This window comes from Dermabacter jinjuensis (assembly GCF_902381725.1).
GTDB lineage: Bacteria > Actinomycetota > Actinomycetes > Actinomycetales > Dermabacteraceae > Dermabacter > Dermabacter hominis.
Window position 1 is genome coordinate 76,042 of record NZ_LR698963.1, and the last position, 26,164, is coordinate 102,205.

Here is a 26,164-nt window from a genome sequence, read left to right on the forward strand (position 1 = left end):
GTTTCCCTTCTCTTTAGCGGCGTCTTTCGCGCGTTAGCGGCCCGTGAGCTGCCAGGCGTCTTCGCCGTCGGCATCGTCGTTGTCGTAATACTCGGGACTCACCTCACGCGAGGAGTGGTCCAACGGATCATCCGAGTAGCGATCTTGGGCCGAGGAGGCGTCAGACTCCCCCGCCCCGGAACCGGAACCTGCGTGGGAAGCGTCCTGCGAGTCCTCATACAGGTCCGTGTCCTCTCCCTTGATACGCGCGATCGCGCGCGGGAGATCCTCGGGACGCACGAGCACATCGCGAGCTTTCGAGCCCTCGCTCGGCCCGACGATCTCGCGTGACTCGAGAAGGTCCATGAGGCGCCCCGCCTTGGCGAAGCCCACGCGGAGCTTGCGCTGAAGCATCGAGGTGGAGCCGAACTGCGTGGTGACGACGAGTTCGGCCGCCTGAAGCAGCACGTCGAGATCGCCGCCGATGTCATCGTCGATCTGTTTCTTCTTGGCGACCTGCTGCACGTCCTCGCGGTACTGCGGCTTCGCCTGCCCCTTCACGTAGTCGACGACTGCGTGAATCTCGGACTCGTTGACCCACGAGCCCTGCACACGCATAGCCTTCGCCTTGCCCATGGGGTGAAAAAGCGCGTCGCCCTGGCCGATGAGCTTCTCCGCGCCGGGAGTATCGAGGATGACGCGCGAATCCTGGAGGGAGCTCGTCGCGAACGCGAGGCGGGAGGGAACATTCGCTTTGATGATGCCCGTGACGACGTCGACGGAGGGTCGCTGGGTTGCGAGCACGAGATGAATGCCGGCAGCGCGCGCAAGCTGGGTGATGCGCTGGATCGATGCCTCGACGTCTCGCGGGGCGACCATCATGAGGTCGGCAAGCTCGTCAACGACCACGAGGAGGTACGGGTAGGGCGCGAGCACTCGCTCACTTCCCGGCGGGGGGCTCACCTGGCCCGCGCGCACGGCCTTATTGAAGTCGTCGATGTGCTTGAAGCCGTACTCGGCGAGATCGTCGTAGCGGTGGTCCATCTCCTTCACAACCCACTCGAGCGCCTCCGCAGCCTTCTTGGGGTTCGTGATGATGGGGGTAATGAGATGCGGGATCCCCTCGTAGATCGTCAGCTCAACGCGCTTTGGATCAACGAGCACCATGCGCACTTCCTCCGGCGTTGCACGCATGAGGATTGAGGTGATCATCGAGTTCACAAAGCTCGACTTACCGGCGCCGGTCGCGCCCGCAACAAGCAAGTGGGGCATCTTCGCGAGATTCGCAATCACGAATCCGCCTTCGACATCCTTCCCGAGCCCCATCACCATGGGGTGTTCGTTGGCGGTCGCGACACCACTACGAAGGACATCCCCGAGCGCAACAGTTTCGCGGTCCGCGTTCGGAATCTCGATACCGATCGCCTTCTTGCCGGGGATCGGCGAAATGATGCGCACATCGGCGCTCGCGACCGCGTACGCGATGTTGTTGGACAGCGCCGTGACCTTCTCGACCTTCGTGCCGGGGCCGAGCTCAACCTCGTAGCGCGTCACGGTCGGGCCGCGGGAAAAGCCCACGACCTCGGCGTTCACGCCAAACTGCTCGAACACTTCGCCGAGTGCCGCGACAACGCGATCGTTCGCTTCGGAGCGAGCTTTCGCGGGCGGGCCGGCCACGAGCATGTCGGGGCTCGGGAGCGGGTAGGCGGTCTCAACCTGGAGTTCGGGCTGCACGTGCGGCCCCTTGACACCTTCGCCCTTGGGCGGGGTCAGCTCGCGGGTCTGCTCCGCAGCGCTCACGCTCGGCACCGGCACGGTGGGGGCGTTTTCCAGGTCCGACGTTTGGCTGGCAGCCGTCGGAAACTCCTTCTTCCTGCTGTTTTCCGCTTCGAGGTAATCGTAGGGGTCAGAGCTTTTCGCGCCGGATGCGAGTGCACTGGCGGCATCTGCCTTTTTCACGAGCGGTTTCTTCTGCGAGCGCGGAAGCGTCGTCGTCTCGGCCTGCTCACTCTCGGCGCCCTGGCGATACGCGCCATCGCCTTCGTAGCCGAAGGCTTCGTGATCGACGCCGGCCTCGAGGTTCTCGGTGTCGCTTGACGACCGGCGATTTTTGCGGCGGAACAGATCGCTCATGCGCCGAGTCTTCGTTGGGCTGCCCTCGGCGTTGCCCTCGGCAGCGTGGAGAGCCTGCTGGCGTCGGCCCAAGCCGAAGGCCTCGCGCTCCGCTTCTTCACGCTCTCCCCTGCCCACGAGAGCCCCGTAGACCCCCGCGAGACGCGACCCTACTTGGCCGAGCGGCGTAGCAGTGAGCACGAGAACGGAGAACAGGGCGAGGACGACTCCGAGAGTGACGATCACCCAGTCAGGCAGGACATTCGCGAGGGGCGCCGCGACGAGATAGCCGCACACGCCGCCACCGCGCGCGAGGGCGTCAACACCATTGGACGGCGTGGGAATACGCGCGCTCACGGATGCGACCGTACAGAGCGCACACACAAGCATGAGTAGTCCCGCGAAAAGGCGTCCGTTCGCGTGAACGAGATCGGGCCTGCGGAACATCCGAAGCGACCACAGCCCTAGAAGGAGGGGAAGCAGCACGGCGATCACGCCGAACGAGCTCGCAGCGACCGTATGAATCGCGCCAAAGCCCCATTCGCGCACCTGGAACCATTCGGGAACGATGAGAATGAGCGCGAGAATGCTCAAGAAAAGAGCGAAGCCATCGCGCCGCTCTTCGTAGGCGACCTCCCAGCGCTGAATGCCGATGCCGCGAACGAAGCCGCCAACCGCGCGGGCAACGCCGAGGTACCCGACGCGCAAAGCGCGCACCGGGAGGGGAAGCGTCGAGGGATCCGTGGGCGCACCTTTCGTGCGCGACGAGCCCGAGGACGAGCCTCGGGAGGTTCCTTTCGACGCACGTGCGGGGGAAGTCGTACGTGTCGCCATACTCCACAATCTACCCGCCTAAGGGTACGAACGTCACGAGGTCAGCCCCGGCGTGTGAATCACACAGGGGGCTGACCTCGCAGCGGCATCTGCAAAAATCCGCGTCGCTAAGCCTCGACGACAACCGGGATGATCATCGGGCGGCGGCGAAGGCGCTGAGAGAGGAAACGCCCCACCACGCGGCGCATCGCCTGCTGAAGCTGATACGTGTCGTGCCCCTTCTCGTCCTCGATCGCCTTGTGCAGCGCCTTGATGACGTCGGGCTTGATGCGCTCAAACACCTCGTCATCCTCGGCGATGCCTCGCGAGTGGATCTCTGGCCCGGCAATGAGCTCGCCGGTTTCACTATTGACCACGGCGAACAGGGAAATGAAGCCCTCTTCCGCGAGGATACGGCGGTCCTTGAGATCGGCCTCGCTTACCTCGCCCACACTCGAACCGTCCACATACACGTAGCCAACTTCGACCTCGCCGGCGACGCGTGCGACGCCGTCTTTGAGGTCGACGACCGTGCCGTCCTTCGCGAGCACGATGTTCTCGCGAGGGATACCTGAGGACTGCGCGATCTTCCCGTTCGCGATGAGGTGGCGCACCTCGCCGTGCACGGGCATCACGTTCTTCGGGCGCAGAATGTTGTAGCAGTACAGCAACTCGCCCTCGCTCGCGTGCCCCGAGACGTGCACGCGCGCGTTCGCCTGGTGCACGACCTCGGCCCCGAGTTCCATGAGGCCATTCATCACGCGAAACACGTCGTTCTCATTGCCCGGGATGAGCGAGGACGCAAGAATCACGATGTCCCCCTCGCCGACTTCGACGCGGTGGTTGCGGTTCGCGATACGCCCGAGCGCGGCCATCGGCTCGCCCTGGCTGCCCGTGCACATGTACACGATCTTGTGATCCGGAATGTCGTCGGCCTTCTTGAGGTCCACGAGCGTGTTCGGGGGAACATTGAGGTAGCCCATGTCGGCAGCGATGGTCATGTTACGCACCATCGAGCGCCCCACGAACGCCACCTTGCGTCCGTGCGCGTGCGCCGAGTCGAGCACCTGCTGAACGCGGTGGACGTGGCTCGAAAAGCTCGCGACAACGATCTTCTGCTGCGCGCGCGCAAAAAGATTATCGAGCACGGGACCGATCTCGCGCTCCTTGACGGTGAAGCCGGGAACCTCGGCGTTTGTCGAGTCGACGAGGAAGAGATCCACGCCCTCTTCACCAAGGCGCGCGAAGGCACGAAGGTCCGTCAGGCGACCATCGAGCGGGAGCTGGTCCATTTTGAAGTCGCCCGTGTGGAGAACCGTGCCAGCCTCGGTACGGATCGCGACCGCGAGCGCATCGGGAATCGAGTGATTCACGGCGATGAATTCGCACTCGAACGCGCCAAACTTCTCGACATCCCCTTCCTTCACGGCGAGCGTGTACGGCTTGAGCCGATGCTCACGGAGCTTCGCCTCGACAAAGGCGAGGGTCAGCTGGCTACCGACGAGCGGGATGTCCGGCTTGAGGCGCAGAAGGTAGGGAACTGCACCGATGTGGTCTTCGTGGCCGTGCGTGAGCACGATCGCGGCAACGTCATCAAGGCGATCCTCGATCGAGCGGAAGTCCGGGAGGATTAGGTCGACGCCCGGCTGGGCCTCTTCGGGGAAGAGAACGCCGCAATCGACGATGAGAAGCCGGCCCTCATACTCGAAGACGGTCATGTTTCGGCCGACCTCGCCGAGACCGCCGAGCGGGGTCACCCGTAGTGTCTTGTTCTTCAGTTGTGGCGGGGTCCCGAGTGTCGTGGAAAAGGGTGTAGTCACAGTGTCCTAAATTCTTCAGCTGGTGTGCTGCGCGAGGACGCTCTGGTAGGCGTCTACGGCGGCGTGGATGCGCGCCGCGACCTCCGGCTCGACCGTTCCGAGCGGGGCGCGGCAGCCAGCGTGCGGAAGCACGCCGAGGTGTGTAAGGGCTTCTTTGATCGCCATCGTTCCTGGGCCCTGGTTCATGATCGCGTCAACAAAGTCGATGCGCGATGCGTGGAGCCTTTGCGCGAGCGCGAGGTCGCGCTGTTCGAGGGCGTCAAACATAAGACGGTCGAGCCGCCCCGTAAGGTGACTCGTGACCGAAACCGTACCAACGGCGCCGATCGCGAGCCACGGCAGGTTGAGCGCGTCTTCACCGGAGTAGATATCGAGGCCCGTGTCACGGATGAGCTTCGAGGCCTCGTGCATGTCCCCCTTGGCTTCCTTGAGGGCAACGATGTTCGGGTGCTGGGACAGTTCGACGGCGCTCTCGTATTCGATAGGGATGCCTGAGCGACCGGGAATGTCGTAGAGCATCGCCGGCAGGTCGACGGCGTTGACGATCTCGAGCGTGTGCGCGATCAGGCCGCGCTGCGTGGGCTTGGAGTAGTACGGGGTGGCGAGAAGGAGGCCGTCGGCATTGCCGCCCTCTTCGATCGCGCGTGCAAGCTCGACAGAGTGACGCGTATCGTTCGTGCCCGCCCCCGCGAGGAGGGTGACATCCGCGCCAACTGCCTCGCGCACGGTCGCGAGAATCGCGAGCTTTTCCTCATCGCTCGTGGTGGGCGATTCGCCCGTGGTGCCGTTCGCGACGATGAGATCGTGGCCTTCGTCGACGAGATGGCGCGCGAGGCCGGCGAGAGCCTCGTGATCGACCTTCTCGAGATCCTCAGTGAAGGGCGTGACGATAGCGACGCCGAGACGTCCAAATACCGGTGCTTCTTGACTCACGGCGCCACCCGGCCGCCCGCGTTGAACGCCTCGTAGGTGAGGGGCATCGCCTCGGTGAAGAACTCTTCGATCTTTTCGGCGACCATCTCGATCTCGCGCTGCGGGAACGACGGGAAGTGCGAGCCTTCACGCTTGGTGCGCAGCGACAGGAAGTTCATCATGCTGCGGGCATTGACGGTCACGTACATCGAACTGAACAGCGTGAGGGGCAGAACACCGCGCGCGACCTCGCGTGCAACGCCGGCCTCGAGCATCTCGAGATAAGCGGCATACGCGCTCTCGCACTGCGCCTTGTACGCCTTCGTCACGATCTCGTGCTGCTCGGGGCTGCCCTCGTAAAAGTCATAGGCGCCGGGTTTGCCCTTCTGGACGAGCTTGCGCTCGGGACCGGGCACGTAGAAAATCGGGCGCATTTGGCGGTAGCGGCCCGATTCTTCGTTATAGGACGCGATCCGGTGGCGCATGAACTCGCGGAACACGAAGATCGGCGCTTCGACGTAAAACGTGAAGCTGTTGTGCTCGAACGGCGAGCCGTGGCGGTCGCGCATGAGGTAGTTGATGAGGCCCTTGTCGCGATCGGAGGCATCAGTGCCCACGACGCTCTTGGACTTTTCCCCCTGGGTCGAGACCCGCGCGGCAAAGATGACATCGGAATCGGAAGCCTGTGACCTCACAAGGTCGACCGTGACGTCAGATCGGAACACTATTTCGCTCATATGTATCACCCTAGTTGACCAAGCAGTTCAAAAACCGAAAATCGCCGCGTGGCGCTCACCGCGCACGAAGCACGAGCTCCCCTTCGCAGGCCTCGATCGAGACATCCGCGAGCGAAGGAATCACGAGATCGGCAAGGGGGCCGACGGTCTCCGCACTCGCACTGTTGAGAACACTCACGACGAACGCCCCCGCAGCACGAGCTGAGGCGAGGCCGCCCGGCGCATCTTCGACGACGATGCACTCCGCCGCATCGACCCCGAGTCTCTGTGCCGCGAGGAGGTAGGGCTCGGGATCCGGCTTGCCATGCGTGACCTGATCGGCGGTCACGAGGGTCGTGGGGTACGGGAGCCCAAGGGGCCGGTAGCGCGCCTCGAAGAGTGGAAGCGTGCAGCTCGTCGCTATCGCCCAGCATTCGCGCGAAAGCGCAGCCTTTGCCTCTTCGAGTTCGCCGAGGAAACGCGCGGTCCCGTCGAACGCCTCGACATCGCCCGCGCTCGCAATTTCGTATCCTTCGACTTTGGTGAAAAGCTCCTCGAGCCTCTCCTCGCTGATGTCGGGCATCGCGAGGCGCAATACTCGCCTGGCCGGTTGCCCGTGATAGTGCTTTTCAAACCGCCCCGCACCCTCGTCACCGAGGAGGGTGTCCCAGCTCGCCTCGACACTTCGAGTTGAGTCGACGAGGGTCCCATCGGAATCGAGAAGGATCGCCTTCGCACGCGCGAGAGCTGTTCCCTTCGCGCACCCGTCGAGCGTCGCCGCCATGTCTGCCACGTGTCACTCCTTAGTCGAGGGTGGGGCGCCCGTCTAGTGGGCGTCGTCGAATAGGGCGTTCGCGCGTTGAAGCAACCGCGCGAACTCGCCCCTCACGAGAGTAGCGTCTGGCCGAAGTTCGGCATCCACGAGAGGGGTGGAAGCGTCGGCCTGTCGCTCGCCCGAGCTCTCGGCTTCATCGACCGTGAGGTCGCGCCCGAGCAGTCCCACTGCACGGGCCCACTCGATATCCGCAAAGCGCGGGTGCTCCTTGGAGACGTCGCGAAAGCTCGCGATCTCGGGCGCAACAGCGGAGCCTCCCGCCGCGAGGTGCGCCGCAAGTACGCCGCGAAGCAGCCGCGCGAGGAACGAACACCCCTCCGCTCGCGTCACGGGCTGCGTCGGCTGAAAGGTCGCGTCGTACTCGCCGAAGAATACCGCTTGGCCGCGCATCCACATGATTTCGCGATAGCTGCGAGCCGTCTTCTCAATGTCGCGATACGGTTCGAGGTCGAGACCGTCACGCTCGGGGGCACCAGCGAGACGGTACAGCATGATCGCGGCGTCCTCACGCGTCACATCGGCGCTCGGAAGAAACGTTCCCTCGCGGGCTGGATCGAACAGATCGTGTTTCACGAGCCACTCGATCGCGTCGGCGTAGCGCTCCGCGGGATCAGCAACGACCTGCATGCCCGGCTTCGTCGCGGTCGCGGGCCGTAGCTTGAGCGCGGCGATCCCGGCTATCCCCAAGAGCGAGGCCAGCAACGCCCGCCGCGTCGTCACGAGGCCTGCCGCTTCCGAATTCACCGCCCTCATGCCATCCACGCGAGCTCCTTCATTTTCTCGATGAGAACCCACGAGACGAGGAGATTGCCCCAACCGCTCAAATGGATACCGTCGCTACCCCTGAGCGGGGTCGGTACGATCCCCTTCTCGAGTTCGGAACGTGTTTCTGCTCGCGAGTGCAAATCAAGCGACGCGATTGGTTCGGCGCGCAGCGCCTCCTCGCTCGTCAGGAGGGCTTGCACATCCACGAAGCGGTGCCCGTAAACCTCGCGTTGGGCGGCGTTGACCGCGTGAATGGCCCTAATTTTCTCGAGAGCATCGAGATCGTTTTTCGTGACCCACTGCCCGAGAACGATGGCATCCGTCTTCGGATCACGCGCGGATGCGACGAGCCTCTCGACGTCGCTCAGCACCTGCTCACGCTGCACGATGTTGTTCTTCCCCGTCCAGATCACGTGCCGCCAATTCTCGGTGGTGGCTTTCCACGACGATGTGAAGACACCCGATGTCGCAGGGCCGCCGTCGGACTCAAAGAACCATTGGTTTTCCGGCGTTCCCGTAAGCGTGCCGCTCGCCCCGCTCGACAGCTCCCCGTGACACGTGAACGACCACATGCCGGGAACATCCGTGTCCACGCGCACATTCACTCGCCCACCCGTGTACCCCTCGGGGATATGCACCATGGGCGTGTCGAGTCCACGAAGAATCGTCGTGTGCCCCGAAAACTGTGCCCCGTACGCGAGGTTCGTGACCGGGACGGGGTTCATTGCATTCGCAACTTCCTCGTGGACGTATACCGGTCGAGGCGTGTGCTCGGCACCGAGACCGCCTTCCATCGAACTCGAACCCCACAGTGCAAGAGGCCGTTCGGGCGCGAGTGCCGCAAAGGCACGCGCGAGGGCGTGCGAGGGCGGGTTCTCGGGCATAGAGCCTCCTCGGGTGCGTGCGAGAGGTGGGCGATCAGTTCCGACGCCACTTAGCTTACAGCGAGAGGTAGTTCTCTAGCCCCACCGTGAGACCGGGATGAGAGGCCACCTCGCGCACGCCGTGGAGAACCCCGGGCATGAAGCTCACGCGATCGAATGAGTCGTGACGGATAGTGAGCTGTTCTCCCGGGTTGCCGAAGAGAATTTCCTCGTGCGCCACGAGTCCGCGCAGACGCACGGCGTGCACGTGAACGCCGTCGATGTCGGCTCCTCGCGCGCCGTGGGGGTCGCGCTCGGTCGCATCCGGGACGGGCCCGAGGCTCGCCTGTGCGCGGCCGTCAGCGATCGCGCGGGCCGTATGCAGCGCGGTTCCGGACGGCGCATCGAGTTTTTCGGGATGGTGAAGTTCGACCACCTCTGCGCTCTCATAAAACCGCGCGGCGGTGCGCGCGAAGCTCATCGCGAGCACCGCCCCGATCGCGAAGTTCGGGGCAATGAGAACCCCGGTCTCGGGGGTGTCGTCGAGGGCTGCGCGAACGTCGGCGAGCGCCGCATCATCCCAACCGGTCGCCCCCACGACCGCGTGGATACCGTGCTCGATAAGCCACAGCACGTTCGCTTTCGTCACGCTCGGAAGGGTGAAGTCGACGGCCACGTCCACGAGCGGCGCGCCATCGTCGTCGAGAAGCTGCTCGAGGGAGTCCTCGGCCGTGATTCCCCGCACGAAGTCGAGATCGGAGGCCGCCTCGAGAGCGCGGACAACCTCGCTTCCCATACGCCCGGCTGAACCAATGACTCCAACGCGAATGCTCATAACCATCCCCTCGTGTGTGTATTCGGAATCAAGTATGTCAGGCGGCGCCGGTACGGCCGACGTCGACGCGCACTCTCAGCGCCGAAGCAACCTCGGAGGCGATCTCGCGCACGCTCTCGCGCGTCACGCCGTGGAAGGCTTCGAGAGCTTCATCAACCGTTCGATACGAACCGAGAACGAGCTCAGCCGTTGCGAGCCGCGCCATGCGCGACTGCGTGTCCTCGAGGCTGAGCGCCATCGACCCCGAGATGTGCCCGAGCGTCCGCGCAAGCTCTTCTCGCTCGATCCCGTCTGTCGCGAGCCTCTGCGTCTCCTCGAGCAAAAGCTGCGCGACCTTTTCCGCATTCATGGGACGGCACGCGGCGTACAGCCCCGCAAGACCGGCATCGCGATACGCCGCTGTAAACCCGTACACCGAATAAGCAAGGCCGCGCTTCTCACGCACCTCCTGGAAGAGCCTCGAACTCATCCCACCACCGAGGATCGCCATCGCGACACTTAGAGAATGCCGCCGTTCGTCCCACGCGGGGATCGCCGGTCCGCCAAGGAAAAGGTGGGTCTGTTCGGTCTCGCGCATAAGACGCTTCGTGACGGCTCCGTGCCGCAGCGCCTCGAGTCCATCTGTGCCATCCTCGCCGCTCGGGTACGCAAAGCCCTGCTGGGCACGGCGAGGGCGCGGCGCTTGCCCGTCGCTGAGGCTCCACCCGCCTTTTGCAAGACTGTCGAGAAGCATCGTCGCGACCTCGTCGTGGTCGACGTCTCCGACTGCCGTCACCACGAGGTTGGTACTCAAGTAATGGGCGCGGTAGTGCTCCCGCACCGCCTCGACCGTGACGGCGTTGATCGTCGCGGGCGTTCCCCCTACGGGCCGCCCGAGGGCCGTTTCCTCGCCGAGCACGGAGGCGATGAGAGCCTCGTGGCCCACATCGGTCGGGTCGTCCTCCGCCATCGCGAGTTCCTCGAGAATGACCTCGCGTTCGGTCGTGAATGCTTCGCTCGTGATCGAGGCGCTCGTGACCATGTCCGCAAGGGTCGCAAGGGCCATGGGCAAGTCGACTGAGCGTACACGAGCGTAATAGCACGTGTGCTCCTTCGCGGTCACGGCATTCGATTCGCCTCCCACTTCATCGAAGGCGCGGGCAATGTCGAGGGCGCTTCTCGTGGGCGTTCCTTTAAAGAGCAGGTGCTCGAGAAAGTGAGTCGAGCCGGCGTGCTCAGGTCTCTCATCGCGCGAGCCCACCGGAAGCCAGAATCCGACGCTTGCCGAGCGAACACCGGGGTCACGTTCGGTAAGGAGCCGCACTCCCCCGGGAAGAATTGAGCGGCGCGTGAATGCGCCCTCCTGCTCGTGCAAAACCTGATCGAGGCCTGCCGAAAGGTCGAGCGAAATTGACATGTGAAAAGCGGTCCTTCTCCTAGTGGTGTGCATTACTCTATAGGCGCGGTCACTCGCGGCCGCACGATCGTTGCCCGTCTCCCGAGGAGCAGAATGTCGAATCCCACCCCAAGTTTCCAGCCGCAGGATCCGCACACGAACCAGCCCCACCAGGGGCAGCAGAGCTTCGGCCAGCAGTCATCCGGTTCGGGCACTGGAAGCATAGAGATCCCCGGTAAGGGTACCCGTACTCTCGCGAGCGTCGGTCAACGCGCTCTCGCTCGCATTATCGATGGTTTGATCGCCGGCGCCGCCGGCGGCATCATCGGCGCCATCCTCGGCGTTATCATTTTCGCCGCGGCCGCCTCGGGAAGCGAAACTGGCTCTATCCTCACATTTGGTGTGTCGTTTGTTGTCATCCTTTTGATCGCGATCATCGGTCTCGCGTACGAAACCCTCATGCTCACTTTCTACGGTGCCACCCTCGGCAAAATGGTCATGAAGATCAAGGTCGTGAGCGTCGAAACGGGAGAAAATCCGCAGCTGCTCAACGCACTTCTGCGTTTCGCCCTGCCCGGAGTGATGGGGCTTATCCCGATCGTGGGTGGGCTCGCTGCGCTCGCGTGCTGGCTCTCGCCCCTGTTCGATAGTTCGGGTCGCCAGCAAGGCTGGCACGACAAGATCGCGAAGACCGTCGTTATCGCGAATAGCTAAATAGCTCTCCCCAGCAATAGAGTGGGCGGCCAGGATTTCCTGGCCGCCCACTCTCGTCGTGCTTTGCGCGAGAGCGCGAAAGGCTACTCGGCGCCCTGCTCGGACTCGTCCGTCTTCTCAGCGTCGTCTTCGTCAGCCGCCACAGCGAGCGAGATCTTGCCGCGCGAGTCGATCTCGCGGATCTCAACCTCGAGCTTCTGGCCAACGCTCACGACGTCGTCGACGCTCTCCACGCGCTTACCGCCGTTGAGCTTACGCAACTGCGAGACGTGCAGCAGGCCGTCTTTGCCCGGGGTGAGGGAGATGAACGCGCCAAAGTCGACGACACGCACAACCGTGCCGAGGTACCGTTCGCCGACCTCGGGAACGAGCGGGTTCGCAATCGCGTTGACGGCCGCACGCGCAGCCTCAGCCGAGGGGCCGTCGGTCGCACCGATGTACACGGTGCCGTCGTCCTCGATCGTGATGTCCGCGCCCGTGTCGTCCTGAATCTGGTTGATCATCTGCCCCTTCGGACCGATGACCGCACCGATCTTGTCCACCGGGATGGTGACGGCGAGAACGCGCGGGGCGTTCGGGCTCATCTCATCGGGCTGATCGATGGCCTCTTCGAGAACCGAGAGAATGTGCAGGCGAGCTTCGCGAGCCTGCGACAGGGCGCCTGCGAGGACGGAAGCGGGGATGCCGTCAAGCTTCGTGTCGAGCTGGATAGCCGTCACGAACTCTGAGGTTCCCGCGACCTTAAAGTCCATGTCGCCGAAAGCGTCCTCTGCACCGAGGATGTCGGTGAGAGCCGCGTACTTCGTCTCGCCGTTCACGGTGTCGGAAACGAGGCCCATAGCGATACCGGCAACGGGCGCCTTGAGGGGCACACCGGCATTCAGGAGCGCGAGGGTCGAAGCGCACACGGAGCCCATCGAGGTCGAGCCGTTTGAGCCGAGAGCCTCGGATACCTGTCGAATCGCGTACGGGAACTCCTCACGGCTCGGCAGAACCGGCACGAGTGCGCGCTCGGCGAGCATGCCGTGGCCGATTTCGCGGCGCTTGGGCGAGCCCACGCGGCCCGTCTCACCGGTCGAGTAGGGCGGGAAGTTGTAGTGGTGGATGTAGCGCTTGTGATCGACAGGCGAAAGGCCGTCGATCTGCTGCTCCATCTTGAGCATGTTGAGGGTGGTGACGCCAAGAATCTGGGTCTCGCCGCGCTCGAAGATAGCCGAACCGTGCACTCGCGGCAGCACCTCGACCTCGGCCGAAAGCTGGCGGATGTCGCGAAGGCCGCGGCCGTCAATACGCACGCCCTCCGTAAGGATCTTCTCGCGCACGACCTTCTTCGTGAGCGCACGGAAGGCTCCGGTAATTTCCTTCTCGCGCTCGTCGAGCTTGTCGGCGAGTTCCTCCTTGACCTGCGCGAGCAGAGTCTCGGTGGCCTCTTCGCGTTCCTGCTTGCCCGCGATGCTCATGACCTCACGGAGGCGATCGGTCGCCGCTTCAGCGACGAGATCGTACGCATCGTCCTGGTAGTCGAGGAAGAGCGGGAACTCACGAACGGGCTTCGCAGCCTTCGCGGCGAGCTCCTTCTGGGCCTCGCACAGCGTTCGGATGTAAACCTTGGCAGCTTCGAGGCCCTGGGCGACGACCTCTTCGGTCGGCGCCACCGCTCCCTGCTCCTTGATAAGCGACCAGGCGTTGTCGGTCGCTTCGGCCTCAACCATCATGATCGCGACGTCATCTTCAACGATGCGTCCAGCGACGACCATCGAGAACACGGCCTCATCGAGCTGGCTGAAGGTCGGGAAGGCGATCCACTGGCCGCCCTCGGCATTCGGCATGAGCGCGATACGCACGCCACCGATGGGGCCCGAGAACGGCAGGCCCGAAATCTGGGTCGAGGCCGAGGCGCCGTTGATGCCAACGACGTCATAGGCATCGTCGGGGTTCACAGCCATAACCGTGAGAACAACCTGGACCTCGTTGCGCAGGCCCTTGACGAAGGCGGGGCGCAGCGGGCGGTCGGTCAGGCGGGCTGCGAGGATCGCGTCGGTACCCGGGCGGCCCTCGCGGCGGAAGAAGGAGCCGGGGATGCGGCCCGCGGCGTACATGCGCTCTTCGACGTCAACAGTCAGCGGGAAGAAGTCGAACTGCTCCTTCGGCTGATTGGAGACAGCGGTTGCGCTGAACACCATCGTGTCGTCGTCGAGGTAGACGGCGACGGCACCCGCGGCCTGCTTTGCGAGGCGGCCGGTTTCAAAGCGCACTTCGCGCTTGCCGTACGAGCCGTTGTCGATCGTGGCGATCGTTGAATGAATGTTGTGGCCTTCCATGGTCACTGTCACTCTCTTTCTGTGGTGAACAAGAGTTTTCTTTGCGTGGGGCCGGCCATCGCCAGTCGCGTATCCCGCCTGCGCGGAAGACGTCACTGCCGAGGACCGATCCCCCTCTCATCATTGTTGCAAGGAAAACTCGATGGATGGTAAAACGCCGCCCACCCGGCGGGTGAGCGGCGGAATAAAGTCAGCGGCGCAGACCGAGACGCTGAATCAGCGAACGGTAACGCTCAATGTCGACCGACTGCAGGTACTGCAGAAGGCGCTTGCGGCGACCAACGAGGAGAAGCAGCCCACGACGGGTGTGGTGATCGTGCTTGTGATCCTTGAGGTGCTCGGTGAGGTAGTTGATGCGATGCGACAGAAGCGCAATCTGCACCTCGGGCGAGCCGGTGTCACCCTCGCTCAGACCGTATTCCTTAATGATCTCCTGCTTGACGGAGGAATCGTAAGCCACTGGCTCTCCTATCACCTTGTTGCACGGCGCACCGGGGCCTGTTCTCCCGAGCACTTAGAATCCGTGGCCGATTAAGCACGGCCTTCCAAGGCTAGCAGCAGCGTTAGGCGCGCGGGTCGCCATGGGCGGCAAGAGTGCTGCGAGTCACGGCCACATCGCGGTGCATCTGCTCGACCAGGGCCTCGATGCCATCGAAGGCAAGCGTCGGCCTGAGCCGCTCCACAAACTCCACTTTCGCTTGCCGATCGTAGAGCTCGTACTCGTGCGAGCCGAGCACGTACGTCTCCACGATCCGGTAAGCAGGGCCCTCTTCGAACGTCGGGTTCGTGCCCACGGAAATGGTCGCGGGAACTCGCTCGAGGAATCGGTCGCCGTCAAGCACCGAAAAGTAGCCCGCGTACACCCCGTCGATCGGGACGGCACCACTCGGGTGGGCACTGAAGTTTGCCGTGGGAAATCCCAGTTCCCGCCCACGCTTAAAACCATGGCGTACCGTATCGCGCACCGAGTGCCACCGGCCGAGCATGCGCGCAGCACCGGACATATCACCCGCAAGCAAACTCTTCCGAACGAGAGTCGAGGAGATGCGCTCGCGCCCTCCCGACTCCGCCTCGGTATCCGCATCGAGCTCCTCGACACTCACGACCTGGAAGCCGTACTTCTCGCCGAGTTCGACCATCGTGTGAAAGTCACCTTCGTTACGGCGTCCGAATCGCGAGTCCTTCCCGAGCACAACGGCACGCGCACGAAGGAGGTCAACAAGGTACTCGCGCACGAACTCCTCAGCACGCAGCTGCGCAAACTCGAGCGTGAAGTGGACATCGAGCAGGTCTTCGACACCCGCTTCGCACACGAGGGCATTTCGATCGTCGTATCCCGTGATCAGCATCGGCTCTTCGCTACCGGTCATGACGTGGCGGGGATGCGGATGGAAAGTGAGGGCGCGCGGCGCAAGGTCGTGAGCACTCGCGTACGACACGAGCGAGTCGATGACTCGACGATGACCACGGTGCACGCCGTCAAAGTTCCCGATCGTCACCACGCCCGGCGCGAGTTCACGCGGAACCTCATGAGGGTCGCGCCACACGCGCGAGGAGGTCACTTCGTTCACGGCAAGCTTTCGTGGGGGGGGGATCGAACACATGCCACCTTAACCGATGAACAGCGAGGAGGCTTCGCGGGCGGGGTCGGTAACGTCACTCATGACACACCTCGCATACTTCCTTGCATCTTAAATCTGTCGCGCGCATTCGCTACAGTGAACGTAGTCCCCTCTCTACGTGTGAAGGATCGAGCGCATGTCAACCACCCCCGTGACACACACTCCCGCTTCCAAGAAGCACGGTCGAACAGTACTTCTCGTTCTCACGGCTTTGGCTGTCGTCATCGCACTCGTCGCGACCGGCGGCTCGTTCGCGTACGCAAAGCAATTTGAGGGCAAGGCCCTGCCCGGCACCACGATTGCCGGAGTCGATGTCGCTGGAAAAACGACCGAGCAAATTCGCACAATCGTCCAGAAAGAAACCACCGGCGTCACTGTCACCGTCGACGCCAACGGCGAGCGCACAACCGTTCCCCTCGAGGAGATCGGTGGGCGCATCGACGTCGATAAGACTGTCGAGAAAGCCCTTTCACGTGAGTCGAGCATCCCGTCGGTTGTGAGCGCTGCCCTGAGCGGCACGCACTCCATCACGCCCGTTGTCACCGTCGACGAGGAGAAAGCCCGCGCTTACGCCGAGTCCCTCGTTCCCGACAACGAAGTCGAGCCCGTCGATGCGCAAATCGTCCAGGACGACGAGACCAAGGAGTTCTCCGTCGTTGAATCGAAGGCAGGCAAGGGCGTCGATCCCGCCAACTTCGTCAAGGACGTGAAGAAACACGCGCCCGAGCTCAAAGACTTCACCGTGACGCAAGAGTTCACGACCATCGAGCCACAGCTCAACACCGAAGCCGCACAGGCCACGCTCGACAAGCTCGAAACCATGCTCAAGAGCTCCCTGGTCGTGACGGGCCCCGAGAACAAAACCTTCGAGGTCAAGCGCAAGGACCGCCTACGTTTCGTGTCGATCACCCCGAACGACAAGGGCGACAACTTCGAGATCAGCATCGATCAAGAAAAAGTCGACACGTACGTCGGGAAGATCGCCGACAAGGTTGCCACGACGAAGAAGGACGGCATCGTCGAAGTCGCCGAGGACGGCTCACGCACCGAGGTCTCCCCCGGCAAGGACGGCGTCAAGGTCACGAATCAAAAGGACATCACCGAGAAGCTGACCCACGCGCTCTCCGCGGGTGAGAACCTCGATATCGCCATGATCACCGAGGTCGAGAAGGCCGAGGTCAAGGAAAAGAAGGTTGAGAAGGCGCCCGTGGACCCGGAAAAGGTTCCCAGCGAGCTTCCCTCCTACGCTCCCGCCGAGGCCCACAACGGCGAGAAGTGGATCGATATCAACCTCGCGAACAAGACCGTGACCGCCTACGTGGGCGACAAGGCCGTGTGGGGCCCCGTCTCCGTCGTGGATGGCGGCAAGGGCACCGAAACGCCCACGGGTGAGTACGAGATCTGGCACCGTACCGAGGTGCAGAACATGGGCTGCACGCCGCGATACGACTACTGCACGAAGGGCGTCAAGTACAACCAGTTCTTCCACAAGGGGTACGCACTCCACTCGGCACCGTGGCGCTCGAGCTTTGGCTACTCCGGCTCGCACGGTTGCGTGAACATGCGTGTGAAGGACGCCAAGTGGCTGTTCGAGTGGGCAAGCCTCGGAACGAAGGTTGTCTCGCACCGCTGACAGCGGGGAACCTGCGCGCTTTAGAGGCGCGGTACAACGCTCGCGCTCTTGAGGAGGCCTCTTTTGGGGGCCGGTTCGACGATTGCCACGAGCTCACCCGTGGGCGGCACGATCGCGGCCGCCGGGTAGGTTTCGGGTTCCGACGCTTGAGGAGCCTCAATCCATTGCCCATATCTGAGCGCCGCAGCTTCGCGCTCGCTCACGGGCAGCAAAGGCAAAAACGACAGGGCCGCTTCGCCCAGCGGCGTGAGGTGCAATCCTCCCGAGGGGTCCTCTGCCGCGCGCGGCGCATCGCGCTCGGGAATTCGCTGGGCGTTGTCCACGGTGAAGTCGCCCACGCGCGTGCGCCGTAAAGCGGTGAGGTGCCCGCCTACTCCGAGGGCAGCGCCGAGGTCGCGTGCAAGCGCACGGATGTAGGTGCCGGAGCTGCAGTCCACGACGCAATCCACGTCGAGGAAGTCTCCTGCCATGCGGAGATCACGAATCTCGAAGCGCTCCACGCGAATGGGGCGCGCGGCAAGTTCGACCTCCTCTCCCCCGCGCACGCGGGCGTAGGAGCGCACGCCGCCCACCTTGATTGCGCTCACGGCGCTCGGGACTTGCTCGATATCTCCCGTAAGGTCACCGATGGCGCTCTCGAGCCTGCTACGATCCTCCTTCAGCGCACGCAGCTCATGCGCGGGGGCAACGTCGCCAAGCCGCTCACCTTCCGCATCGTCCGTGACGGTCGCATGCCCGAGTCGAATCGTCGCTTCATAGGTCTTATCGAGTCCCACGGCATAGGTGAGCAGCTTTGTGCCGTGCCCTACGCCGAGAAGGAGGAGGCCCGTCGCGGCGGGGTCAAGCGTGCCCGCGTGGCCGACCTTGCGCGTATTGAGGTGGTAGCGCACGCGTGCGACAACGTCGTGGCTCGTCAGCCCCGCCGGCTTATCGAGGAGGAGGAAACCGTGAGGCCCCTCCCCCGCGCGTTTTTTACTCATCGTCCTCGTCGTCGTCCACGAGATGCTCGCCGGGGACGCGGTAGGGATCGGCGTCGCCCGCGAACTGCTTGCCGGCACGTTCGCGTTCAAGCTCGCTATCGCGGTGGTGTGCTTCGACGAGAAGATCCTCGATCGTTTTCGATGTTTCCGGGATCGTGTCCTCGAAGAACTCGAGAGACGGAGTGAGGCGCGCGGTGATGCCGCGCCCCACAGCGCTCCGCAGCATGCCCTTCGCGGCCTTGAGAGCGGCAGCGGTCCCGGCTCGCTCCTCGTCGCTTCCATAAACGGTGTAGAAAATCGAGGCGTGCTGGCCATCGCCGGTGAGGCGAACATCGGTGACCGTCACGAAACCGAGCCGCGGATCCTTGACTTTTTCATCGAGCGTGCGGGCCACGATCTTTTTAATCTGATCGGCGAGGCGCCGTACGCGGGGATTGTCGTTCATGGGTCTCTCCTTGAGTAATCGGAAGTTCCGACGCGCTATGCCTTGCGCGCAAGCGCGATGTCGCGGTCGATCGACGCATCGACCCGGTGCCTAAAGTTGCTGTCCTCCCCCACGCTCGTAAGCCCGTGCTCTTCGAGGATAGCGCGCACGTCATCCGCGGGAGTCGTGTGACGATTGTAGGCCAGCGCCACGGAGCCGCCGCGGGCGAGAACACGAGTCCACGCAGGCAGGGCGTTTCGCAAGAGATCAAGCGGTGAGCGGCTGAGGTGCGCGCCCACCTTCGCACCGTGCTGCACGCCGTAAGGGAGGTCGGCGACGATCACATCGACGCTGCGGGCTTTGAGGAAGTGATCGAGTCCGGTCGAATCCGCCGTGTAGAACTCGAGGCTCTGGCTGCGCCCCGCGCGCTGATCGCTCTTCGAGCGGGCGAGCTCAGCATGAAAGTGCCGCCCGAGTGCCTTCTTATTGATAGTGAGCTTCGTGTGCGACGTCGTGTGCTTGAGTCGATTCTCGCGCATCCACGTTGTGAGGAACGCGCGGTAGAGTTCAGCGTCCTTCTTGTCGAGGTCGACGCCCACGGGGCTCAGTCCCCACATGAGCGCCTGGTTGAGCGTGGTTCCGCGGCCGGCGACTGGATCGAGGACGCGCAACGTTCCCTCGCGCAGCGCCTGCGCTTTGCCTGCGGCATGCGCCGCGAGGTGCACAAGAAGCGCCGTGAACTGCTCATTTGTTTTCCCCTGATACTTGAGAGTCGTGAGCAGGGTACTCGGGTAGCGCTCAACGTCCGGAAGCGGAATCGGCTGGAGCAAGGGAAGCGTCGGACTTTCATCCACGTACGTGCGATCCGCCGTTGGGGCGGGCATGCGCCCGACCTCCTCGAAAGCCGCAAACACGTGCGGGCTGTAGGCGAGGGCGAACGCGAGCTCGCGCTGGACTTCGGGGCGTTCCCACGCTTCATCGTCGATGTCGAGGGCGAGGAAATCGAGGCCCGCCTCGCGCACGTCGCTCGTGCCCGTGAGCACGCCGGGAGCACCATCGTTGAGGACGAACGCAAGTTCGGCTGCAGCGAGACGCGGAGCTTCCAACCCGTACACCCTGTTCGCGCTCGGTGCGATGAGGACATTGACACGCATGTTCTCTCCGTTCATCGTCATGTGCCGCAGCATGCGGGGCAACGGCGGCGAAACGGGCGGCGCCCCGGCCTCAACCGAAGCGCCGCCCGCGTGTTATCACCGAAAGGCGATTAGTCCTTCTTCTTTTCGCGCGGCTTCTCGACCATTTCGTAGGTCGTGATGAGGTCGCCTTCCTGGACGTCGTTGAAGCTGCCCAGGTTGATACCGCACTCGTAGCCCTCGCGGACCTCGGTCACGTCGTCCTTGAAGCGACGCAGACCGGCGATCTCGAGGCCCTCCGTGATCACGACGCCCTGGCGCGTGATGCGAGCCTTCGAGCCGCGGTTGATCGTGCCAGACATGACGAGCGAACCCGCGATGTTGCCGAACTTCGAGGAGCGGAAGATCTCGCGAATTTCCGCGCTGCCCGTGTCCTTCTCTTCGTACTCGGGCTTGAGCATGCCGAGAAGGGCGTTCTCGATGTCCTCGATCGCGCGGTAGATGACCGAGTAGTACTTGATCTCGACACCTTCACGCTCGGCGTACTCGGCGTTCTGGCCTTCGGCACGCACGTTGAAACCGATGATGACGGCATCCGAGGCAACGGCGAGGTTGATGTTGTTCATCGTGATCGCACCAACGCCGCGATCGATGATGCGAAGCTGCACGTCCTCGCTCACGTCGATGCCGAGCAGCGCCTCTTCGAGGGCTTCGACCGAACCGGAGGCATCGCCCTTGAGGATGAGGTTGAGGGTCTCGATCTTGCCCTCTTCCATTGCCGCCTTGAGATCCTCGAGGCTCATGCGCTTGCGGCGCTTCGACAGCTGCGCGGCGCGCTGAGCTGCCTCGCGCTTCTCGGCGATCTGGCGTGCCATGCGCTCGTCGGCGGCAACGATGAACGAGTCACCGGCGCCGGGAACGGAGCTGAGGCCGAGCACCTGAACGGGTCGCGATGGGCCTGCTTCTTCGAGCTGGTTGCCGTTCTCGTCGATCATGGCGCGCACGCGGCCATGGCCGGTGCCACACACGATCGCATCGCCGACACGCAGGGTTCCCTGCTCGACGAGCACGGTCGCGACGGGGCCGCGGCCACGGTCGAGGCTCGCCTCGATCGCCACACCACGGGCATCCTTGTTCGGGTTTGCCTTGAGTTCGAGGGCAGCATCCGCGGTAAGCAGGACGGCCTCGAGAAGGTCATCGATGTGGAGGTTTTCGCGCGCCGAGACATCGACGAACATCGTGTCGCCGCCGTATTCCTCAGCCACGAGGTTGTACTCGGTGAGCTGGGCACGGATCTTGTCGGGGTTCGCGGACTCCTTATCGATCTTGTTGACGGCCACCACGACGGGCACGTCTGCGGCCTGCGCGTGGTTGAGCGCCTCGATCGTCTGCGGCATCACGCCGTCGTCAGCGGCAACCACGAGGATCGCGATGTCCGTGACTTTGGCGCCGCGGGCACGCATAGCGGTGAACGCCTCGTGACCGGGGGTATCGATGAACGTGATGGGGCGCATTTCGCCTTCGTGCTCCACCTGCACCTGGTAGGCACCGATGTGCTGGGTGATGCCGCCGGCTTCACCCTGGCCCACGTTCGCGCGTCGGATCGCATCGAGAAGGCGGGTCTTACCGTGGTCGACGTGACCCATGACGGTGACAACGGGCGAGCGAGGCTCGAGGTCCTCTTCCGTCTCCTCGGCAAGTTCGCCTTCGAGGTCGATGTCGAACTGCTCGAGAAGCTCGCGCTCCTCGTCCTCGGGAGAAACGATTTGAATCTTGTAACCGAGTTCCTCGCCGAGAAGCTGGAACGTGTCTTCGTCGAGCGACTGGGTTGCCGTCGCCATCTCACCCATCGCAAACAGCACGGTGATGAGCGAGGCGGGGTTGACGTCAATGCGCTCGGCGAAGTCGCTCAGGGTCGCACCGCGGCGCAAGCGGATGACGGTATTGCCGTCACCGCGCGGGATCTGCACGCCGCCCGGTGCGGGAGCCTGCATCTGCTCGAATTCCTGGCGCTTTGCGCGCTTCGACTTCCTGCTCTTGGCTGGTTTGCCGCCACGCCCAAAGGCGCCCTGGGTGCCACCACGGCGACCGCCGCGACCACCACCACCGGGGCGACCACCCGGACGACCGGGAGCGCCACCGGGGCCACCCGGACCGCCGCCGAAGCCACCGCGGCCACGGCCACCGCGACCTCCGCGGCCACCGTTGCCGCCTGCGGGACGACCTTGGCTCTCGGCCTGCGGCGAGTGCGCAGGCATCATGTTCGGGTTGGGGCGGGGCCCGCGGTTAGACGGACGTGCGTTGCCGCGGCCCTCGCGCGAGGGTCGCGAATCTCCGTCGCGACGCTGCGGGCGCGGACCACCCTGCGACTCGCCGCCGGGGCGAGGGCCTGGACGACCGCCGGGACGCGGCATGCCCTGGGAGGAGGCAAACGGGTTGTTGCCGGGGCGACCACCCGGACGCGGCATCCCCTGCGAGGACGCAAACGGGTTATTGCCGGGACGAGCGCCACCGGGGCGCGGGCCGGGGCGGTTAGCGCCGGGCTTGGGAGCGCCACCGGGCCTCGGTGCGGGGGCGGCATCGGCCTTGGGCTTGGCCCCTGGCTTGGGGGCGCCGGGTTTCGGCGCGTTCGAGCGTGCACCGGGTTTGGGTGCTGCACCGGGCTTTGCCGCGGGCGCATCGGTGCTGGCCTTCGGCTTCGGCGCGGGGCTCTCGGCCTCCGCCTTCGGTGCCGGCTTCGGCTCCGCCTTGGTAGCGCTCGGTTCCGCAGCCTTCTTCGGGGCCGGCTTGCGGGGCGCGGGCTTCTTGGCGGCGCCCTTCGATTCCGACGCCTCCTCGCCCTTCTTCTTTCCTGCGTTCGGGAACGCGGCACGCACACGGCGGGCCACGGGCGCCTCGATTGTCGAGGACGCACTGGTCACGAATTCGCCCATGTCATTGAGCTTCGCGAGGACTTCTTTACTTGGCATTCCCAGCTCTTTGGCGAGCTCGTGGACGCGAAGTTTAGCCACAATTCTCCTGTCTCGGCCGCGCCGAGCAGGCGCGGTCCACTAGTTCCTGAGGGTGCTCATTTTCGAGTACTCATCGGATGTCCATTGGTGTTATCCCGCTTCCAAATGTGGTTCGGCACCCCGTGTGGGGTGAGTCATCGCCTCACGCGCCCTCTCGAGAGTTCCCTCCCGTTCAAGTGCCGCGACGTCTACCGGCGCCCGGAAGGAGCGCTGGAAACCGCCGCGTGTGAGAGCGAAAGCAATGCATGCGAGGTCCGGATGAACCCAGGCACCGCGCCCGTGGGCACTCGCGCTCGGGTCAACAGCGAGGCTGAGGGATGTTCCCTGTTCCTCCCGGACCACGCGGATCATCGCGTGGCGTTCGCCGGTTTCCCGGCAACCCACGCACGTGCGAGACGGTCGATGTGCCGCGCGAGAGGGCCGACGTGAGCGCGAGCTCTGTGCGGCGTGATTCTCGGTGATGGCGACAACTTCCCTCTCGAATACGAATGATCAGCCCTTCTAGTCTACCCCCGGCTGGCAAAACGTAGACGAATTGCCGGAGATGCCGTGCGCACTATCACGTGGGCCGCCGGGGTTCAGCGACCGCCTCTCAGTCCTCCTGGCCCTCGGTGCGAATGTCGATTCGCCAACCCGTGAGCTTCGCGGCGAGGCGCGCGTTCTGCCCTTCCTTGCCGATCGCGAGCGAAAGCTGATTGTCTGGCACAACCGCGCGCACCTGTCGATTAACTTCGTCGGTCACGACGACAGAGGCGACGCGCGCAGGGCTGAGTGCATTACCCACGTACGTCGCGGGGTTGTCGTCAAAGTCGACGATGTCGATCTTCTCCCCCTCGAGTTCGTTCATGACCGAGCGCACGCGCGCACCCATGGGACCGATGCACGCCCCCTTCGCATTGACGCCAGCGACGTTCGCGCGAACCGCCATTTTCGTGCGGTGCCCCGACTCCCGTGCGAGCGAAACGATCTCCACGGTGCCGTCGGCGATCTCGGGAACTTCAAGCTCGAAAAGGCGGCGCACGAAGTTCGGGTGGGTGCGCGAAAGCGTAATCGAGGGTCCCTTCGGGCCACGTCGCGCATCGACAACGTAGGCGCGGATGCGCTTGCCGTGCGGGTAGCTCTCGCCTGGTACCTGCTCGTGCGGGGGAAGGAGGCCTTCGACGTTGCCGAGGTCAACCTGAACCATTCGGGAGTCACGCCCCTGCTGAATGACGCCAGAGACGATGTCATCAGCGCGGCCCGCAAACTCGCCGAGAACAGCCTCGTCTTCGAGCGCGCGAATACGCTGGAAAATCACCTGACGCGCGATCGAAGCAGCAACGCGGCCAAAGCCCTCGGGCGTGTCATCCCACTCTTCAACCTCGCCATCGACATCAACATCGCGAGCAATGACGGTCACCACACCCGTCTTTGAGTCGATCTCCACACGCGCCTCGCGCGCGGGGTGCGGCGTGTGCTGGTAGGCGGCAAGAAGGGCACTCTCGATCGCCTCGAGGAGAACCTCCATGCTGATCTCGCGTTCGCGTTCGAGCGCGCGAAGCGCTCCCATATCGATATCCATTGCGTGCTCCTTATGATCTGTTCTTCAATTATGTGCGGTGGCTGTCCGGGACTAACGAAACTCGAGATGAACCTCGGCCCGGGCGACGTCGGACACGTGCATCCGGTGCGGTCCCGGCGGCACCTTGCCTGCCGGCGCCGCCTTCGCGGCCTTCTTCGGAACGTGCGGCGGTTTCTGCACGTCAAACACGAGCTGTTCGCCCTCAACGTCCTCGAGGCGGCCAAGAAAGGTGCGCCCCGAGGTGTCTTCAACGTCGAGAAGGCGGGTGCGGGCGCGCTTAAAGTGGCGAATTTCGGTCAGGGGCCGAAACACACCCGGGGTCGTGACCTCGAGCGTCGAAGGCCCTTCCCCTATAAGCGACGTATCAGCGTCGAGGAGGTCAGAAAGCTCGCGCGACACGTCGGTGAGGGTATCGAGATCGGCGCTCCCGATTTCATCTTCGGGAAGATCGACGACGACGTCGAGAAGGGTTGCGGCCCCTCGTGTCTTGACGGTGAGATGCTCGACAACGAGTCCGTGCCCCTCGACGATGGGCGCGAAGGCCTTCGAGAGTGTTTCAACCTGACCGGCCTGAGCGGAGGTGGCGTTCTTCTCCATGGGGCTCCTTTCGCGCGCTCGTCCGTACCCAATAGAGTGGGACACCGAGATCATAATGTGCTGAACATGGTGGCACATCCGGGAACGAGGAGCCGCATGAGGCACGTAACAAAAGGCCTGGCCAGGCGTGGGTTTCTCGCGGGAATCCTCGCGGCGCCGCTACTGGCGAGCTGCACGGGGCCCACGCGCATCGCGATCGGCCAGCGCGAAACCTACACACCCCCACCCCCGGGAATAGACGAGATCTACCGCACGGAACTCCTCACGTCTGTGACGGACCTCGCGGGCATTCTCGAGACCGCCCGCCCGCACGAAGATTTCCCGTCGTTCCTGACGTCTGCGCTCGCGATCCACCAGCGAGCACTCCGCACGGGCGCCGAACAGGAGAAAATCGCCTCGGCTGAGGCGAATCGCACCGAAAAGGGGGGATCCGCCCACGAGAGCGCAGCTGTCGGCACGCAGGCCCCCGTCGAGCGCGCCATGCTCGACGCGGCACGCGGCCTCGCGGCCCTGCGCGACCTCTACGCCCACGCGACCATTCAGGTCTCGGGAGACTTCGCGGATCTGTGCGCCGCGGGGAGCGCATGGGCCGAGTGGGCCGCTCTGCGGCTTACCCGCGTCGCGAAAGCTGCCGCCGTCGCGGGCGTCAGTGCGCCCAAGCCCTTTACGGATATAGAACCCAGTCGCGAGGTCCCCGCGATTGACCCACCCGAAGCGGCTGAGACTCACCTCATTGAGACCCCCCTCGAGCGAGCGCAGACCGACGAAAACTTCGCGGCCTACGCCCTCGAGGTCGCAGCCACTCGCGTCAAAGCTGATCAGCGTGAGGCGTACCTCAAGGCGGCTAACGTCCACGCCTCACACGCTGAGACGTTCGGCGAGGTCGCCGAACGCCTTGGGCTGCCCCTGGTTGCTCGCGAGGCGGGGTACGCCCTGCCTCGCCCGCTCGATGCGGAAGGGGCCGCGAACCTACGCCTCAAAGTCACCTCTCGCACGCTCACCAATGCGGTCGAACTCGCGGGGCTGGCACCCTTGAGCGAACGCGCGCCGTTCCTCACGGCAGCCCTCGAGAGCGCAAAGGCACTCGAGGCGCTGCGCGAAACCCTCCCCCCGTTCCCGGGGATCGACGAGGGCGAGAGCTAA

The 26,164-nt window shown here is 64.1% G+C and carries 22 protein-coding genes; 3 read left to right on the plus strand and 19 right to left on the minus strand.

Going from position 1 to position 26,164, the window contains the following annotated elements; all coding sequences use genetic code 11:
- Positions 1-33: 33 nt before the first annotated feature.
- The 9 genes from FXY94_RS00350 to FXY94_RS00390 form a co-directional block, all read right to left on the minus strand.
- Positions 34-2,925 carry an FtsK/SpoIIIE family DNA translocase gene (locus FXY94_RS00350; RefSeq protein WP_016663018.1) on the minus strand — a complete coding sequence of 964 codons (2,892 nt, stop codon included), beginning with the start codon at positions 2,923-2,925 and terminating at the stop codon, positions 34-36.
- A 107-nt stretch (positions 2,926-3,032) separates the two neighbouring features.
- Positions 3,033-4,724 (minus strand): ribonuclease J, encoded by a 1,692-nt coding sequence (locus tag FXY94_RS00355; RefSeq protein WP_016663019.1) that lies wholly within the window; start codon positions 4,722-4,724, stop codon positions 3,033-3,035.
- A gap of 15 nt (positions 4,725-4,739) precedes the next feature.
- Complete coding sequence (gene dapA / locus FXY94_RS00360) at positions 4,740-5,657, minus strand: 4-hydroxy-tetrahydrodipicolinate synthase (protein ID WP_016663020.1); 918 nt, start codon at positions 5,655-5,657, stop codon at positions 4,740-4,742.
- The gene (gene thyX, locus FXY94_RS00365; RefSeq protein ID WP_016663021.1) at positions 5,654-6,373 is read right to left on the minus strand and encodes an FAD-dependent thymidylate synthase; all 720 of its coding nucleotides are present in this window, start codon (positions 6,371-6,373) and stop codon (positions 5,654-5,656) included. Before thyX ends, dapA begins: the two co-directional genes overlap by 4 nt.
- A 55-nt stretch (positions 6,374-6,428) precedes the next feature.
- On the minus strand, positions 6,429-7,136 hold the full coding sequence (locus tag FXY94_RS00370; protein ID WP_051120672.1) for an HAD family hydrolase: 708 nt from the start codon (positions 7,134-7,136) through the stop codon (positions 6,429-6,431).
- Between the two features lie 42 nt (positions 7,137-7,178).
- A complete protein-coding gene (locus FXY94_RS00375) occupies positions 7,179-7,940 on the minus strand; it encodes an S-layer homology domain-containing protein (protein ID WP_232049713.1) in 762 nt (253 codons plus the stop codon).
- Positions 7,937-8,836: an SGNH/GDSL hydrolase family protein gene (locus FXY94_RS00380; protein WP_016663024.1), complete on the minus strand. Its 900-nt coding sequence runs from the start codon at positions 8,834-8,836 to the stop codon at positions 7,937-7,939. The genes FXY94_RS00375 and FXY94_RS00380 overlap by 4 nt, the downstream gene beginning before the upstream one ends.
- Before the next feature lie 55 nt (positions 8,837-8,891).
- Positions 8,892-9,656: a 4-hydroxy-tetrahydrodipicolinate reductase gene (gene dapB, locus FXY94_RS00385; protein WP_034370222.1), complete on the minus strand. Its 765-nt coding sequence runs from the start codon at positions 9,654-9,656 to the stop codon at positions 8,892-8,894.
- A gap of 31 nt (positions 9,657-9,687) precedes the next feature.
- Entirely contained in the window at positions 9,688-11,046 is a 1,359-nt protein-coding gene (locus FXY94_RS00390; protein ID WP_016663026.1) for a M16 family metallopeptidase, read from the minus strand.
- A 93-nt stretch (positions 11,047-11,139) separates the two neighbouring features.
- Here FXY94_RS00390 and FXY94_RS00395 point away from each other — a divergent pair, with 93 nt between their 5' ends.
- Positions 11,140-11,739, plus strand: coding sequence for an RDD family protein (locus FXY94_RS00395; protein ID WP_016663027.1), 600 nt, complete (start codon positions 11,140-11,142; stop codon positions 11,737-11,739).
- An 83-nt stretch (positions 11,740-11,822) separates the two neighbouring features.
- Here FXY94_RS00395 and FXY94_RS00400 read toward each other — a convergent pair whose 3' ends face one another.
- From FXY94_RS00400 to FXY94_RS00410, 3 genes are all read right to left on the minus strand, one after another.
- Entirely contained in the window at positions 11,823-14,060 is a 2,238-nt protein-coding gene (locus tag FXY94_RS00400) for a polyribonucleotide nucleotidyltransferase (protein ID WP_016663028.1), read from the minus strand.
- Between the two features lie 190 nt (positions 14,061-14,250).
- Positions 14,251-14,520, minus strand: a complete 270-nt coding sequence (rpsO, locus tag FXY94_RS00405) for a 30S ribosomal protein S15 (RefSeq protein ID WP_016663029.1) — start codon at positions 14,518-14,520, stop codon at positions 14,251-14,253.
- Between the two features lie 103 nt (positions 14,521-14,623).
- The gene (locus tag FXY94_RS00410) at positions 14,624-15,631 is read right to left on the minus strand and encodes a bifunctional riboflavin kinase/FAD synthetase (protein WP_232049671.1); all 1,008 of its coding nucleotides are present in this window, start codon (positions 15,629-15,631) and stop codon (positions 14,624-14,626) included.
- A gap of 187 nt (positions 15,632-15,818) precedes the next feature.
- Here FXY94_RS00410 and FXY94_RS00415 point away from each other — a divergent pair, with 187 nt between their 5' ends.
- Complete coding sequence (locus FXY94_RS00415; protein WP_016663031.1) at positions 15,819-17,315, plus strand: L,D-transpeptidase family protein; 1,497 nt, start codon at positions 15,819-15,821, stop codon at positions 17,313-17,315.
- A 20-nt stretch (positions 17,316-17,335) separates the two neighbouring features.
- Here FXY94_RS00415 and truB read toward each other — a convergent pair whose 3' ends face one another.
- From truB to FXY94_RS00450, 7 genes are all read right to left on the minus strand, one after another.
- Complete coding sequence (gene truB / locus FXY94_RS00420; protein ID WP_016663032.1) at positions 17,336-18,295, minus strand: tRNA pseudouridine(55) synthase TruB; 960 nt, start codon at positions 18,293-18,295, stop codon at positions 17,336-17,338.
- The gene (gene rbfA / locus FXY94_RS00425; RefSeq protein ID WP_016663033.1) at positions 18,288-18,740 is read right to left on the minus strand and encodes a 30S ribosome-binding factor RbfA; all 453 of its coding nucleotides are present in this window, start codon (positions 18,738-18,740) and stop codon (positions 18,288-18,290) included. The genes truB and rbfA overlap by 8 nt, the downstream gene beginning before the upstream one ends.
- Positions 18,741-18,775: 35 nt before the next feature.
- On the minus strand, positions 18,776-19,894 hold the full coding sequence (locus FXY94_RS00430; RefSeq protein ID WP_172620165.1) for a TRM11 family SAM-dependent methyltransferase: 1,119 nt from the start codon (positions 19,892-19,894) through the stop codon (positions 18,776-18,778).
- An 89-nt stretch (positions 19,895-19,983) separates the two neighbouring features.
- Entirely contained in the window at positions 19,984-22,863 is a 2,880-nt protein-coding gene (gene infB, locus FXY94_RS00435) for a translation initiation factor IF-2 (protein ID WP_016663035.1), read from the minus strand.
- Between the two features lie 90 nt (positions 22,864-22,953).
- The gene (locus FXY94_RS00440; protein ID WP_255348412.1) at positions 22,954-23,247 is read right to left on the minus strand and encodes a YlxR family protein; all 294 of its coding nucleotides are present in this window, start codon (positions 23,245-23,247) and stop codon (positions 22,954-22,956) included.
- A 208-nt stretch (positions 23,248-23,455) separates the two neighbouring features.
- On the minus strand, positions 23,456-24,424 hold the full coding sequence (gene nusA / locus FXY94_RS00445; protein ID WP_016663036.1) for a transcription termination factor NusA: 969 nt from the start codon (positions 24,422-24,424) through the stop codon (positions 23,456-23,458).
- A 51-nt stretch (positions 24,425-24,475) separates the two neighbouring features.
- A complete protein-coding gene (locus FXY94_RS00450; protein ID WP_016663037.1) occupies positions 24,476-25,021 on the minus strand; it encodes a ribosome maturation factor RimP in 546 nt (181 codons plus the stop codon).
- Between the two features lie 96 nt (positions 25,022-25,117).
- On the opposite strand from FXY94_RS00450, the gene FXY94_RS00455 reads away from it, so the two are divergent.
- Complete coding sequence (locus FXY94_RS00455; protein WP_016663038.1) at positions 25,118-26,164, plus strand: DUF4439 domain-containing protein; 1,047 nt, start codon at positions 25,118-25,120, stop codon at positions 26,162-26,164.